Annotated in this window: 15 protein-coding genes; 11 read left to right on the forward strand and 4 right to left on the reverse strand. The window is 38.8% G+C overall.

Annotated features, from left to right (window positions below; all coding sequences use genetic code 11):
* Window positions 1–131 precede the first annotated feature (131 nt).
* From ACQKEV_RS01640 to ACQKEV_RS01675, 8 genes are all read left to right on the forward strand, one after another.
* Window positions 132–860, forward strand: coding sequence for a GntR family transcriptional regulator (locus ACQKEV_RS01640; protein WP_427442732.1), 729 nt, complete (start codon window positions 132–134; stop codon window positions 858–860).
* Window positions 857–2407 carry a gluconokinase gene (gntK, locus tag ACQKEV_RS01645; protein ID WP_427442734.1) on the forward strand — a complete coding sequence of 517 codons (1551 nt, stop codon included), beginning with the start codon at window positions 857–859 and terminating at the stop codon, window positions 2405–2407. Before ACQKEV_RS01640 ends, gntK begins: the two co-directional genes overlap by 4 nt.
* Window positions 2408–2426: 19 nt before the next feature.
* Window positions 2427–3773, forward strand: coding sequence for a GntP family permease (locus tag ACQKEV_RS01650; protein WP_427442735.1), 1347 nt, complete (start codon window positions 2427–2429; stop codon window positions 3771–3773).
* A 335-nt stretch (window positions 3774–4108) separates the two neighbouring features.
* Complete coding sequence (locus ACQKEV_RS01655; protein ID WP_427442737.1) at window positions 4109–4876, forward strand: nucleotidyltransferase domain-containing protein; 768 nt, start codon at window positions 4109–4111, stop codon at window positions 4874–4876.
* A 114-nt stretch (window positions 4877–4990) separates the two neighbouring features.
* Entirely contained in the window at window positions 4991–5404 is a 414-nt protein-coding gene (locus tag ACQKEV_RS01660; RefSeq protein WP_427442738.1) for a DUF1761 domain-containing protein, read from the forward strand.
* Window positions 5405–5559: 155 nt separating this feature from the next.
* Window positions 5560–5955: a hypothetical protein gene (locus ACQKEV_RS01665; protein ID WP_427457677.1), complete on the forward strand. Its 396-nt coding sequence runs from the start codon at window positions 5560–5562 to the stop codon at window positions 5953–5955.
* A 35-nt stretch (window positions 5956–5990) separates the two neighbouring features.
* On the forward strand, window positions 5991–6386 hold the full coding sequence (locus ACQKEV_RS01670; protein ID WP_427442742.1) for a hypothetical protein: 396 nt from the start codon (window positions 5991–5993) through the stop codon (window positions 6384–6386).
* A gap of 238 nt (window positions 6387–6624) precedes the next feature.
* Window positions 6625–7134, forward strand: a complete 510-nt coding sequence (locus tag ACQKEV_RS01675) for an AAA family ATPase (RefSeq protein ID WP_427442744.1) — start codon at window positions 6625–6627, stop codon at window positions 7132–7134.
* A 305-nt stretch (window positions 7135–7439) separates the two neighbouring features.
* Here the strand turns inward: ACQKEV_RS01675 and ACQKEV_RS01680 are convergent, their stop codons facing one another.
* Window positions 7440–8024 (reverse strand): biotin transporter BioY, encoded by a 585-nt coding sequence (locus tag ACQKEV_RS01680; RefSeq protein ID WP_427442746.1) that lies wholly within the window; start codon window positions 8022–8024, stop codon window positions 7440–7442.
* Window positions 8025–8358: 334 nt separating this feature from the next.
* Here ACQKEV_RS01680 and ACQKEV_RS01685 point away from each other — a divergent pair, with 334 nt between their 5' ends.
* Window positions 8359–8994 carry a DUF2238 domain-containing protein gene (locus ACQKEV_RS01685; protein ID WP_427442748.1) on the forward strand — a complete coding sequence of 212 codons (636 nt, stop codon included), beginning with the start codon at window positions 8359–8361 and terminating at the stop codon, window positions 8992–8994.
* Window positions 8995–9039: 45 nt separating this feature from the next.
* On the opposite strand, the gene ACQKEV_RS01690 is transcribed toward ACQKEV_RS01685, so the two are convergent.
* Together ACQKEV_RS01690 and ACQKEV_RS01695 are read right to left on the reverse strand one after the other, a co-directional pair.
* Window positions 9040–9873 (reverse strand): alpha/beta fold hydrolase, encoded by an 834-nt coding sequence (locus ACQKEV_RS01690; protein WP_427442750.1) that lies wholly within the window; start codon window positions 9871–9873, stop codon window positions 9040–9042.
* Between the two features lie 46 nt (window positions 9874–9919).
* Window positions 9920–10285 (reverse strand): helix-turn-helix domain-containing protein, encoded by a 366-nt coding sequence (locus tag ACQKEV_RS01695; RefSeq protein WP_427442752.1) that lies wholly within the window; start codon window positions 10283–10285, stop codon window positions 9920–9922.
* 246 nt (window positions 10286–10531) lie between these two features.
* On the opposite strand from ACQKEV_RS01695, the gene ACQKEV_RS01700 reads away from it, so the two are divergent.
* Window positions 10532–11215, forward strand: coding sequence for a GNAT family N-acetyltransferase (locus ACQKEV_RS01700; RefSeq protein ID WP_427442754.1), 684 nt, complete (start codon window positions 10532–10534; stop codon window positions 11213–11215).
* A gap of 367 nt (window positions 11216–11582) precedes the next feature.
* Complete coding sequence (locus tag ACQKEV_RS01705; protein WP_427442756.1) at window positions 11583–11921, forward strand: hypothetical protein; 339 nt, start codon at window positions 11583–11585, stop codon at window positions 11919–11921.
* A gap of 111 nt (window positions 11922–12032) precedes the next feature.
* On the opposite strand, the gene ACQKEV_RS01710 is transcribed toward ACQKEV_RS01705, so the two are convergent.
* Complete coding sequence (locus ACQKEV_RS01710) at window positions 12033–13313, reverse strand: saccharopine dehydrogenase NADP-binding domain-containing protein (protein ID WP_427442758.1); 1281 nt, start codon at window positions 13311–13313, stop codon at window positions 12033–12035.
* Between the last annotated feature and the right edge of the window lie 456 nt (window positions 13314–13769).

Genomic DNA, 13769 nt, shown 5'->3' on the forward strand with positions numbered 1-13769 from the left:
GCTGTGGTTAATCCACAGCTCTTTTATTAGTGAGAGCGAGAATGAATCTTGTAAAAGCGTTTACATTTTGAGAATAGTCAATTACTATACTTGTATACAAGTATGTCGGTTATGAAGGTAGGCAGGTAATCATGAGTGAAAATCAAAAATATATCTTTCCTGAAAAGTGGATTGCAAACGCTTCCACTGGCGTACGACTGGCTAGTGAGTTAAGAATAAGAATCATTGCAGGGCTGATTGAGCGTGGTACCGTACTTTCGGAGAACAAGCTAGCAGCAGAATTTGAAGTAAGCCGTTCGCCTATTCGTGAGGCGCTTAAAATATTAGCATCGGAAAATATCATTCGTTTGGAGCGGATGGGTGCTGTAGTTGTTGGATTAACGGAAAAAGATATAAAAGAGCTATACGATGTTCGACTAATGATTGAAACGTTTGTATATGAACGAATCTTGAAACTCGATACAACTGACTTAGTCAAAGAACTGAGCAAAATTCGTGAAATGATGGAAGTAGCCATTAAATATAAGGATGCAGATGAATTCTCGTACCAAGATGTGTTATTCCATGAAACAATCGTTCGATCCATCAACCATTCCTATATCCTATTGATTTGGAACAATGCAAAACCGGTGATGGAAAGTCTCATTCTATTATCGATGCGCATGCGAATGGAAGAGAAATTCGAAGATTATTCACGTGTCTTGAACAATCATGATGTTTATATTGAAGCGATTCAATCGAAAGACAGGGACATCATGATTAAAGCGTTGCATCAAAACTTTGAGGATGTTCAGGAGAAAGTGGAAGACCTTTGGATGTCCCAACAAATGCTCACGAAAGAGAGGGAGCAAAATAGATGACGAACTATATGTTAGGTGTGGATATAGGAACAACAAGCACGAAAGCTGTTCTATTTACTGAGTCGGGTGAAATCATTCATCAAGAGAATAATGGATATCCACTGCATACACCGGATATTTCAACTGCTGAACAAAATCCAGAAGAAATATTTCAGGCCGTAGTTAAATCAATATCCAATGTCATGAAACTATCCGGTATTGCTCAGGAAGAATTGCTGTTCATTTCATTTAGCAGTGCCATGCACAGCGTCATTGCAATTGATGAAAATGATCAACCGTTAACGCAGTGCATCACTTGGGCAGATAACCGCAGTGAAGCCTGGGCACGAAAAATTAAAAAAGAGTTAAACGGTCACGAAGTCTATAAACGGACTGGGACGCCGATTCACCCGATGTCACCATTGAGCAAGATTGCTTGGATTGTAAATGATCGTCCTGAGCTGGCAGCGAAAGTGAAAAAATATATAGGCATTAAAGAATATGTGTTCAAAAAGTTCTTTGATCGCTATGTGGTCGATCATTCTTTAGCTTCTGCTATGGGGATGATGAATCTTAAAAATTTGGATTGGGATGAAGAAGCGCTGCAAATCGCGGGCGTCACGTCAGAGCAGTTATCTGAACTGGTGCCGACAACTACGATTTTCAGTGATTGCAATCCAAAGTTTGCGAAAAAGCTAGGGATCAGTCCACAAACAGCCTTTGTCATCGGGGCAAGTGACGGAGTCCTTTCCAACATTGGTGTCAATGCAATTGGTAAAGGGGAAGTAGCCGTTACAATTGGTACCAGTGGAGCGATTCGTACGGTTATTGACCGACCTCAAACAGATGAAAAGGGGCGCATATTTTGTTACGCCTTGACCGAGAAACATTGGGTTATTGGTGGTCCAGTCAATAATGGTGGAATGGTTCTTCGTTGGATCAGAGATGAATTCGCCTCTTCAGAAGTGGAAACGGCAAAAAGACTTGGCATTGATCCATATGAAGTGTTAACCAAGATAGCAGAACGCGTAAGACCGGGTGCAGATGGATTGTTGTTCCATCCCTACTTGGCAGGTGAACGTGCACCATTATGGAATCCGGATGTAAGAGGTTCATTTTTTGGGCTGACCATGTCCCACAAGAAAGAACATATGATTCGAGCTGCCCTTGAAGGTGTCATTTACAATCTTTACACCGTATTTCTGGCATTGCTCGAAGTGATGGATGAGCCTGTCGTTCGGATTCAGGCAACTGGTGGTTTTGCCAGATCAGATGTGTGGCGTCAAATGATGGCTGATATATTCGATCTTGAAGTTGTTGTGCCGGAAAGTTATGAGAGTTCATGTCTTGGGGCTTGTATATTAGGGCTATATGCTACAGGGAAAATTGACTCCTTTGATGTGGTTTCTGACATGATTGGCAGTACATTTAAGCACACACCGATTGAATCAGATGTTCAGGAATACAGAGAGTTGCTACCGATATTTATTAACATTTCGCGAGTGTTGGAAAAAGAGTATTCTAGCATCGCAAAGTATCAAAGAAGTTTAATCAAAACTAACAACTAAGAATTTGGAGGGAATTGTTATGCCGTTATTGATTGTTGCAATCGGAATTGTCTCGTTACTTATTTTGATTATGGGCTTAAAATTAAATACGTTCGTTTCATTGATCATCGTGGCATTTGGAGTTGCTTTAGCTTTAGGTATGCCACTGGATAGCATTGTCGCATCCATTGAAGGTGGACTTGGCGGAACACTTGGACATTTGGCATTAATATTTGGACTTGGTGCCATGTTAGGTAGATTGATTGCAGATTCAGGTGGAGCACAGCGCATCGCCATGACCTTGATTGATAAATTCGGAGAGAAAAATATTCAATGGGCAGTAGTCGTTTCTTCATTCATCATTGGTGTTGCTCTATTCTTCGAAGTTGGGATGGTATTGTTGATTCCGATCGTATTTACAATTTCCAAGCAATTGAAGGTTTCCATTTTACATTTAGGAATTCCGATGGTTGCCGCTTTATCCGTCACACACGGATTTTTACCGCCGCATCCGGGCCCGACAGTTATTGCAGGGGAGTACGGAGCGAATATTGGTGAAGTTTTACTTTATGGTTTCATCATTGCAATTCCAACCGTTATTATTGCTGGACCTTTATTTACAAAACTTGCTAGAAAAATTGTACCTAACTCGTTTAATAAAACGGGAGATATCGAATCGTTGGGTGAACAAAAAACGTTTAACCTTAATGAAACGCCAAGTTTTGGGATTAGTGTATTCACGGCAATGTTTCCTGTTATTTTAATGGCAATAGCTACGATTATTACCATGATTCAAAAAACAAATGGCATTGAAGATAACGCCATTTTTGCAACAGTTCGTTTTATCGGGAATGCTTCAACAGCGATGCTTCTTTCATTATTGCTTGCTGTTTATACGATGGGACTTGCTCGTAATATTCCGATGAAAACCATTATGGATTCTTGTTCCAAAGCGATTGCAAGTATCGGTATGATGCTATTGATTATCGGTGGTGGCGGTGCTTTTAAACAAGTGCTGATCGATGGTGGCGTCGGGGATTATGTGGCTGAATTGTTCAGTGACAGCACACTCTCGCCAATCATTCTTGCTTGGATGATTGCAGCTATTTTACGTATATCTTTAGGGTCGGCAACTGTTGCAGCATTAACCACTGCTGGCTTGGTTATTCCAATGCTAGGTTCAACTGATGTCAACTTGGCGTTAGTCGTTCTGGCAACGGGTGCAGGTAGTTTAATAGCTTCACATGTGAATGACGCAGGTTTCTGGATGTTCAAAGAATTCTTCGGATTAACATTAAAAGAAACGTTTGCAACATGGACGTTACTTGAGACGATTATCTCGGTGTCGGGATTAGTATTTGTTCTATTGTTGAGTTTAATTGTATAAGGAAATAAATAAGTTTAATAAGCAAAAGACGGCTGAAATTTTTTTCAGTCGTCTTTTTATATATTTTGAATTTAAATCAACTTGCTTTTCCGATTGACAGGTGACCCAAGAGAAAAAGGCACACTTAACTTTTAATGTTGATTTTTATAAAAATTAGGGGAATAGGCTACCTTTCTCATACTTGTTCGGCTCGGAACATGCATTAAGCGAAAATGTACGATAAATAGCAGTATCATTTTTCAGTGTCATTCAAAAAGAAGGGATTGATAGGGACTTATCGAAATTAATAGAGAGTGATGAATGAATTTAATTTGTTAGGAGTTGGTGAAGGATGAGTGGGATTAGTATCTAGACATTTGAAACGGGATGAGGAGCTACCCTTATTACGTACGCGACTTTTAGAAAGTGCTTTGTCCGATTTGACTGGTAATCCCAATGTGTTGGCCATTTACCTTGGGGGGTCACTGGGAAAGGGTAATTTTGATACTTACTCAGACATTGATTTACATATTATTGTGACGCCTGAAACAAAAAAGGAATTTATCAAGAATAAACGAAAACGGTCTTCAACTTGGGGGAACGTGTTGTATTACGAAGAATCTTCACCCACTTCTCCAGTGGTTGTGACTCATTTTGATTGCTTTATAAAAGTGGATAGCTGGTATAAAACTCTGGATGAAGTTATCCCTTCCATCTGGTTGAAGGGGTTAAAACCTTTGTACGATCCTTCAAACATCCTTGTTCTATTATTAAGGGAAGCCAATGAGCAAATTTACAAGGTGGAAGTGGAGGATATCTCATTTTGGAAAACAAAGGTTTTCGCCTTTCTACATGAAACGTATCGTGCTGTCATGAGAAACGAAATGTATTATGCCCTTTCCAATATAGATCGCGTGCGGTGGTTAATTGCGGACGGCTGGTATATGGAAGTGGACAAACATTTGGATAGTTCCTATGGGGTGTGGTCTAAAGTGGAAGGGGCTCGAAGCGAGTTGCAGGGGTGGCAACTGTCCCTACTAGAATCGTGGTCTTGTAGTCGCGAATCAAGAGAAATCATGAAAACTATGGCCAGCATGTATCCGGAATTGTTTAGACTGAATTAGATCTTGTCCCAAAAAGTCGGAATTGATGATGAAGAAAAGAAATTCAAGGAGATTATCCATATGATATTGTGATGATGGCCTCAATGTTTTTGGAAGTAGGAAAGGGTGAAGAAAATGGATTTTTCACAGTCGATGGAATCAATCAATTATTTATCAGTTATAGTAGCAGCTTTATCGGCTTTCGTTATAGGAGGTCTTTGGTATTCAGTGCTATTTTCAAAGTCATGGATGGTAGAGAATGGGTTTGATGAAGAAAAGTTAAAGCAAGGAAATATGGGCATCATTTTTGGAGGGTCCTTTATTTTATCTTTAATCATTTCATTTGTCTTCGTGTTATTTTTAGGACCGGAACGTGATGCGATGTTCGGCGCTTCTGCTGGTTTTATGGCTGGACTTTTTTGGGTTGCTACCGCAATGGGAATCACGTATTTATTTGAAAGAAAGTCTTTGAAATTATTTTTGATTAATGCAGGATACCATGTAGTGACGTTTACTGTTATTGGCTTCATTTTGGGATTATGGAGATAACATGTTCCTTTGAAATTTAATAAAGTCGATTTTTGACAAAGGCAGTTGAAAAACAAATTCAGCTGCCTTTTTTTATAATTGACTAAATGAAACGCAACGCCTATTTTGAACGTATTACTATAAAAGAAATCTTGTTAAGGAAGCGGGGAAAGAAGATGATCTACTATTTATTCATGGGCATATTTATAATAATTGCCAGTATCTTCGTCCTTAAAAATACCCAAATCATATATTTGCTTTTCAAACTTGGATTCAATTTCGATGTCATTAAGTTTATGGTCGTAGAATTAATGATGGTAGCCCTTGTCATAACAATTTTAGACAGTTTTGAATACACCACATCTTCATTCGTTATATCATCATTCATTTTAGGGATGTTCTTACCAGCTGTTTTTGAAATCACCCAAAAGAGAAAACCAACAAAGATCCACAAAAAGAAATCTAAAAAGCAGTCTTCAAATGACTACGCCTGGAGCTACTACGGTGGGGGTAGTGACTGTGGAGATAGTGGAGGAGACAGTGGCGGTGACGGCGGAGGAGGTTGTGATTAGTAATTATCAGTTCATATATATGGAGATGTTGATATATGAAACGTAAGCTTTTCTACATATTTGTAACTACTATGGTTTGCATCGTGTGTGGATACATGATGATTGGAGATAAACTGATAAAAGACGACGACTTTTCTAAAATGACTATCTATACGAATTTTGATAAAGACGGACCGTATGTTATTACGAATAAGAACGTTATAAATGACTTCATTGAAAAAATAAATTCGACTCCCAAAAAGGATTTGTCAAAAATTTCTTTTGAAAAAGGGCCGGATGGTAGAATAATATTCGAAGGAAAGAATACAGTTCATGAGGTTAAGATTTTTAGTGACGGCGGTAATATTGTTACTGATCAACACTATATCCCTACGGAGTTTAAGCTTGATGAAATTATTAAAAAGAAAGACTCTGTTAAAGGAAAAGGTTAATTATTAATCGATAATGTATGTGAGAATGGGCTTCCCTATATAATTTTTTATGGAAACTTATGTTTAAAATAAACATAATATTGTGAAAGTGTTTAAACTTTGGAGGTACATATGAAATTTAAATTAAAGCCTAGTGAATGAAGCAGTCAACTTTTTTGACAAGCAGATGTTACACTTCAAAGAGAACTTTAATAGGTATACCTTACGATTCCTATCCAATTGAATGGAGGTACTAGACATGGGCATTAGGAATTATCTGATTGAAGGCGTTTCCTGCTCCGGTAAAACAACAGTCTGCAACGAATTGCAGCGGCGAGGTTACCATGCCATTCATGGTGACCGTGAATTGGCTTATCAAGGCGATTCGGAAACTGGTACACCGACGGATACTGCCACGCACGAGAACCACATTTGGCATGTAGATAAAGTAAAAGCTTTGGTGGCCAAACAGGATGAGGCGGTAACATTTTTCTGCGGTGGCTCTAGGAACTTTTCGAAATTTATAGATCTATTTGACGGAGTGTTTGTCCTCGAGGTCGACATTGACACATTGAATCGGCGGCTTGACGAGCGACCGGAAGATGAGTTTGGCGGGAAAAAGACAGAACGGGAATTCATTACGCGATTACACCAAACGAAAGAAGACATTCCGAAAAACGGAATAATAATCGACTCCACCGCACCGATCGAGCGTGTCGTTGACGAAATCGTCCGTCAAAGTGAAGAGAGTAAACGACAACGCCAGTAACTTACGGACGCTCACGGACACCAAAATACACCGGTTTAAGGGAATATGAATAGTACAATCAACTGCGCTAGTGGATGCTTTAGTGAAAAAGACAGGAAAAAATGAGCTTGGAAATGCTTTTCCAGGCTCATTTTTCTATACAATATGAACCATTTACTTTAACATCGCCATAAGAAATAACTGAAGAAAAGACAACCAGATTCCCCGCATAAAGTAATGGAAATCATTTGGGAATAGAAAACAAATGAATAATAAACCCCCTCACCAACCGGCGATTGACCAGCGTGGTGAGGGGGTTTTTGAGATTATAAATATTTTTGAATGATTGGACGTAATCGATAACCGAACAAGCCAGCAAGAACCGAAAGTAGAAGATCTTTTGGCAAAGGTACGGCCATCCAAGCCCAAGCCATTTGGTATGTAAAGCCCTCTGGTGCTGCAGCCCAAACTTTATAAGCAGCATACATCCAGTTCGTTCCGAAAAGGTAATTGATTGCAGTCCCGACTAATGCCGCTACTACAAATCCAACTTTAGTTGGGTATTTCTCAACAATGAGACCAACAAAATAAGCGACCAATATAAAGGAAACAATAAAGCCGAATGTTGGGCTTAGAATTGTATCAAATCCACCTGAAAAGTTTGCGAATACAGGTAATCCTGCTAAACCGATTAAAGCATATACAAGCATCGCAATTGCGCCAGTACGTTTCCCTAATAAGAGACCTGCTAGTATGGCGAAGAATGTTTGAAGTGTGATTGGGACACCACCAATGATTAGAAACGATGAAATGTTGGCACCTACCATCATTAAAGCGGCAAACATCGCAGTTTGTACCAATTGTAAAGTGCGTGAATGGTTAGTTGATCTTGTTGCAGTGGAACTCGTCATGTGAACCCTCCAGTAACTCAATATAAATTCAGTATAGAAAATCCGAATTTATTAGTCAACCTATTTTTAATAATGGTTAACACATTTGAGTTTATTGAACTGAAAGGATAACTTTAAGTACTAGAAATCGTGACAAGTACAAGTTGAAGCCGATTAAATCCAATTTTATGCCGATTAAATTCCCTCTTACTCCGAATAAGTTGAGTGTCATGTTGAATAAACAGAGTTCGATACCAATTAACTGTGAAAGTATCCTGATAAGTGGCTCTTCATGATTAAGCAGGTATGCACTATTCTATTTTTTCGCATACTGTTAGCGGAAGGAGTGGAAACGTTGGCATCTAGTAAGGAGACAAAGCTTCATATTTTTCTACTTTTATTGGTACTAGCTGTATTCGTGTGGTCTGTTATAAAACCGGCCGTTTTTATGTCATGGGTGGCAGAGGTTGTGCCATCAATGGTGGCACTCATTGTAGTAGTAGCTACTTATAACAAGTTTCGCCTGACAACCATTTCTTATTTAATCATTGCAATCTTGTCCATCCTTACATTTATCGGAGGTCACTATACCTATTCTGAGGTTCCCCTATTTAATTGGCTAAAAGAAGAGTTCCATTTGGCTCGGAATCACTACGATCGATTTGGACATTTTCTAAAAGGGCTAACAGTCATTGTGATTAGGGAAATTTTAGTGAGGAAAACCCCATTGTTTAAAGGAAGCTGGTTGACTGCCATATCCATCAGTATGGTACTTGCCCTTGCAGCGTTGTATGAAATTGTTGAATGGCTGAGTACGAAACTGCCGAATGCCAAAAAAGTAGCTAAAGACTTTCTAGGCATGCAAGGAGATCAGTGGGACGCGCAATGGGATATGTCTTGTGCCTTTGCGGGGGCGATTTTGGCGACCCTTATATTAAGCGGTTTACACAATAATCAAATAGCGAAACTGGATGCTTCTAAGGAAAGGTAACCAAATATCAATTATCACATGATGAGCTGTAAGCATTCATTAAACTCATACTGTTTTCGCAATCATATTCATAAAATGTTCAGGTTCTTCAGTGAAAGGGAAATGGTTACTTTCTTCGAATGTAAAAAGGCTTGCATTTGGAATGGCATGTGCGATTTGTTCAGAAAATATATAGGGACACTGTGCATCATGTAAACCACAGTATACAGTGGTTTGAACAGTGATCGTACTTAAGTGAATCATTAAATCATATGTGGGAAGTTCTAAGTAGGAATAATAATTGAGTCGATCTGGAACGACACTGCCACTGTTTGGTACATTAAAATACTCTTCGTACTTCTCGGGACGGTAAATGGACATTTCCGTCCACTCCCGACCAGCGGATCTTTTTTCTTCAATTGAGCTCGATGGGGAGTTCAATGTACTGAAAATCTCCAGCAGTCGTTTGTTATTCAAATTGTCTTTACAATAAATACTTCCTGGGTGGTTCATATATTCCTTGGAAGCGGAGGCTCCGCCAATGACGATTTGTGTTAAAGATTGAGGTGTTTGGAGGGCATAAACGAGCCCAAGCATTCCTCCAGTGGAATGACCGGCAAATGCCCACTTTTTGATGTGAAGTGCCTCACGAATGGCTTCCAGATCGTTGATGGATTCTTTCATGCTTAACTCATCGGTTGTCTGAAAACCAACCGAGTTTCCAGCTCCACGTAGATTCACGAGATAAACGGTGAAATAATTGGTGAATGCATGAGCAAATGTATTTCCATTTGCATTATAGGCACTGTACAAATGAGTAACACACATGGGTTCGCCATTTCCTTTTATGAATATCTCGAAAGTTCCTCTAGTTGTTTCAATAAGTTGCTGGTCCCACATGTATTCAGCCTCCACTTGATTTTTCGATTCATACTACGTTAGTTATTTAACTATAATTTTGCGAGGTTAAAATTCTTTTGGCTTTTATATAAGCAATTGTGTCCAGCAATTCTTCTTTTCCTACCGGCCGATTGTCAATTAAGAAAGTGTATTTGTCGATCACGTCATCGAGTGGATATTGAAAATTGACTGTATTATTCTGCTGTTCCCGATCCAGTAAGTAATCCACTGAGACATCAAAATAATCGGCTATCTTAATTAAATGTGTATTACTAGGCTCTTTCTTATTTAATTCATAACTCCAGATAATACTTTTGGCAACATCAAGATTTTTTGCTAACTCCTCAGAAGTCATACATTTTTTCATTCTCAATTCTTTTAGTTTGGTTCCCATTTTAATCAATAAGTTCATTCCCTTTTCCTGTAAATTACTAACAATAATAAATTTCTTAAAATATATAATAGTTAGAATATTATAACATTCGTAAACCGAAATGTATTGTACCCTTAATATATTTTTTGGGATAACTCATGAAGGCGGAGAAAGTGGAGTAGTCGACCATTCTTCGACACGGGGTTGAGGTGGGAAAAATATTTACGATTGAATTTCCGATGATGACGTAGAATTGCATTATGCCTTTCGAAAGTAGATGAGAATATGTATAGAAAAGAAGTATATGTATTTATGGAATCAACTCCTATTCCAGCGGTTGTCAGAAATTATCGCGAAGAAGATTTTGAAGACTTAATTGCCGTTCAGAAAGAGAGTTTTCCACCACCATTTCCTTCCGATCTGTGGTGGAATGAAAAACAGCTAAAAAACCATGTGGGGATTTACCCAGAAGGTGCATTATGTGTAGAGTTAAATGGTGAAATAGCGGGTTCGATTACCGGATTATTGGTCGATTTCGATTCAGAAAACCCCATGCATACTTGGGATGAGGTGACTGATCGTGGTTATATTACGAATCATAAACCTATGGGGAAAACATTGTACATCGTTGATATTTCCGTAAAGCCTAAATATCGCAAAATGGATATTGGGAAATTGTTGATGCAGTCGATGTACGAGCGAGTGGTCAACGATAAACTTGATCGTGTACTTGGAGGAGGACGCATGCCTGGATATCACATGCATGCAGTTCAACTAACACCGGAAGCGTATGTGGAGAAGGTGGTTGCTGGTGAGATAAAGGATCCAGTCATTACTTTTTTACTCAGATGCGGGCGTACGCCAGTTTGTCTAGTACCAAATTATTTGGATGATAAAGACTCGCATCATAATGCATTATTGATGGAATGGAAAAATCCTTTTAAAAAGATTCGGTTAGCGATGGAGTGAATCAGGTTAGGAACACAGGGACTAAAAAAGAATACAATGTAAATCCTTAAAAAGCCTCCTCTCTACCAATTTTGTATTGGAGAGTGGGGGCTTTTTGAGAATCATGAACTCTTAAGGATTTGTTTTGTATAATCAGTGAAGTCCAATAGGTGTTCATCCAAGATACTTTTTAACATATCGATATTAATGGGAGTAAGGGTACGGAAATTTTAATGATTAAAGTGAAGGGTGAGTCAAATATTTCCCAACATCAATTTCGGTAAAATGTAAAATAATGCTAACTCATCTTCAATCTACATGTTATGATAATGGGTATAATTTACATATCATTGTTCAGTTCGGTTTTGTGAAGGAAGGGGGAGGCTTTATGATGAAGATTATTGGTTGGGTGCTTGCCGTAGTGCTATTTATTGGAGTTGGTTTATATTCGACGACTGTATTTGCCTATCAATCTTCGAAAGAGCTATTTAACTTCCCAGTACCTAAGCATGCTGAGCTAGTTGAAGAAAGTACACAGGGGAAAACGTATGAGTGGTCCCATGTCTCCGAAGAACACGGAATCCCGGTAGCTTACGAAGTGGTACTAAAAGTAAATGGTTGGGAAAAAGGACAACGAGAAGGCGATTCGGTATATTACATAAAAGGCAACCATCAAATTGATGTCATATCTCATACGGATCTATTGACGCTTCGTAAAATAAAGTAAGTTGTTACTGTAAGAAAATAGGATAATTTAAGTTGAAAGAAAGCTCGGCTATTGTTAAAGGTCACTAAGAAATGAACGTCCCAATGAACCGTCTATAAGCAAATTAATTGATTACTCATCTGATGTACGACGGTTGTGCATGCGCTGATGCAACAGGCCGTCTGTCTGTTTGTTTTCTCCTGTAATGAATTCCGTCATATAGTGCGTTAAATATTTTCCATAGTTGTTCTCGGTGTTCAACAGCAGTTCATCAACATAGTACGCCCCTTTAGGGACTGAATCCAAAAGCAGTGTGCAAAGGGAGGCGTAAACTCCGCAGGCTACTTGGAAATAAGTTGCATTTGTTTTAAATTTGGAAAAGATTGCTTCATTGCTCAACACGTTATACATGTACCGTTCTTTATCGGGATAAACGAGCAAAACTCCTACTAAATCTTCGCCAATTAATGCTTCCTCTTCAGGATTAAGCACCTCCATCTCATAATTCCACAATTTATCCAAGTCATCGATGTTTTCACGTATCAAGTTCGTCGTATGATCGTTCACTTTGTAAAGGAAGCCGCCTTCCATGTCGAAAAGCCTACAAAGGGTATAGACTTCTTCGTGGGGCATTAAGCAACCATAAAACTGTTTATTTCCCAAGGTGACCTTGAATTCAAGATTATAAACCTTTTCGTAGAAGAAGAGGGGGTTGTGGTGCTTCATAAACATGGGGTGGCTAAGAATAGCCTCGTCAAGGAAACATTCAGGGGACCATGTGGTGTAGATTACATTCATTTTCGCTCGTTCTGGATTTTTATAAAACGAGTTATCATGCTCTACAATATAACAGCCGATTGGCTTATTATCAGCTGAATCTGCCTTTAGAAGTTCAAGAGCCATCCACTGAACGACACCGGGATTCATTCCAGAACCGATAATAGCTGTGTGATTTAGAAATTTGTTTTTAACCTTTTCCAAATGCCTAAATCGTTCAATCAAGCCAAACCCTTCATATAATTCTTCGTTTTCATCAATCATCGTGTTCTCCAACGCTGTATTTACATAGCTGACACCGAGCTGATCACAACACTGCATCATCTCAACTGTATCCGCCCAGGAAAGATCAATGACAATAGAAGTCAGGGTGTTTCTTAAATGATCCATAAATTGTTCAGCGTCTCTCAAATCGAATTCATGGAAAACAAACTTATCTTTTAAGTTTGGAAAAGAAAGAGCAAAGTCAGATGCTTGTTTTTGTACATGATCAATTAAATGAATGCAGCAATTATTCATAACTTCATTAATTGGATCCTGCTGATCCTGCAAGGAGTTGTTGAGAATCGAAAGTATCCCGTTTGCCACTCCTCCTGCACTGCCCAATATCGTTATAACGTGTTTCGTGTATGTCATGTTAAAACCTCATTTAGTTTTATACATAATCTATGTGATTTCAAAGAATCGATATAGGTTGAATTCTGCGAACTCATTTTCTTGTTTTTTAAATAAGGTGGCTACTGGTAGGTTGAACACTTCGAAAACCCCCACACAATATAAGCTATGAATAAATCAATGTGAGGTTGATATGCCGTAAAACAGCTGCGCTTTCCGCGGGCTTGCGCCGAAATAACTCGAACTGTTCGTTCGTGTGGATTTCGCCACTTTGCTTTTCCTGCTGGAGCTTTTGTACATTCCAAAAGATGCTTTTTACAACGTGGACGTCAATTATTCCTACGTGAACCCTGAATTTTCCAACGTCAACCTCGATAATTCCTACGTGAACGTCGATAATTACAACCAAGAGTCGTGAACCAATTAAAAAACCTGCCACATAGGCAGGTTTCTAAGAAATAAATATCACATTCAGGT

Source organism: Paenisporosarcina sp. NPDC076907, assembly GCF_050269735.1.
Taxonomy (GTDB): domain Bacteria; phylum Bacillota; class Bacilli; order Bacillales_A; family Planococcaceae; genus Paenisporosarcina.